1 protein-coding gene is annotated in these 1,238 nt (G+C 75.4%); it reads right to left on the bottom strand.

The window, feature by feature from the left end; genetic code table 11:
- On the bottom strand, positions 1-1,092 hold a 1,092-nt coding region (locus ACZ4XX_RS40290; protein WP_468512778.1), incomplete at its 3' end, for a type I polyketide synthase.
- Positions 1,093-1,238: the final 146 nt, after the last annotated feature.

Raw genomic sequence — 1,238 nt, 5'->3', positions numbered from 1 at the left:
CGTGTGCAACGCCACCAACGACGACGAGCACAACGTGTCGATCGTCATGCTCGGCCCGTGCAGATCCAGGAAGAAACTCACCCGGTTCGCCAGGATCGCGTTGTGGTTGCCCAGGCCGGCAGGCGTCTGGACGACGTCCCCGACGACGGTGTCGCGGTAGTGCTGGTAGCTGGCGCCGACGAAGACGCCGGTGGCCGGCTGGGTCCTGCCCGCCAGCCCCGCGTCCTCCAGAGCCCGCCAGGCGGACTGGACGAGGTGGCGCTGCTGCGGGTCGATCCACTCGGCCTCGGCGGGCGAGATCCGGAAGAAACCGGGGTCGAAGTCGGTGAGGCCCTCGACGAAGCCCGCGCGCCGCAGGTAGACGGTGCCGGGGGCGCCGTCCGTCCCGTAGTAGGCGTCGATGTCCCAGCGGGAGGCCGGGACCTCGGTCAGGCAGTCCTCGCCCTCCACCAGGACCCGCCACAGCTCGTCCGTGCTCCCGGCGTTGGGGAACACACCGTCGATGCCGATCACGGCGATGTCGTGCGTGTCGGCGTCCGCCGCCGCAGCCACGGCGGGGGCGGACGCGAGCACGGCGGGGGCCGAAGTCGCGATCCCGCTCGTCACGGGGGCCGGGGCCGGCCGGTGCGCCGGGGCCGACAGGTTCGCCGGCTCCTCGCCCGGTCCGACCGGGCCTTCCGGCCCGCCCGCGCCGGCCGGGAGAGCGGTCACGTCGCCGGCCGGGAGGACGGTCGCACCGGCGGCCGGGAGGTCGGTCGCACCGGCGGGCGGGAGGTCGGTCGCGCCGGCGGGCGGGCCGGTGACGCCGTACTCGTCCCGCAGCTCCTCCGCGAGGCGGTCGACCGTGCCGACCTCCAGGACGAGCGTCACCGGGATGTCGACGCCGAGCCGGGCCCGGATGTCCTGGGCCAGCGAGACGGCGAGCATCGAGTCGAGGCCCTGCTCCTGGAGCGGGCGGTCGCTTTCCAGTTCGGCGGGGTCCAGCTCCAGGGCGGCGGCCACCCAATCGGCCAGTGCCGCCTCGAGCCCGCGCCCCGGGCGGCCGCCGGGCAGGTGCCCGTTGGCGGTGGGTACCGCGGCAGGGGCTCGCACCGGCGTCGGGGTCTGAGCAGCGGGCGCGGCCGGGGCCGGGCGGTGGGCGTGGGCGGGGTTACCGACCCCCGCCAGGCCGGAAAGGGACGAGGACAAACACCTCCACGGGACGCCCCGCGCCCCCCACCCAGGATCTTCGTCCTCGA

Source organism: Streptomyces sp. NPDC029956, assembly GCF_055574655.1.
This window is presented reverse-complemented; position numbering and strand designations above follow the sequence as displayed.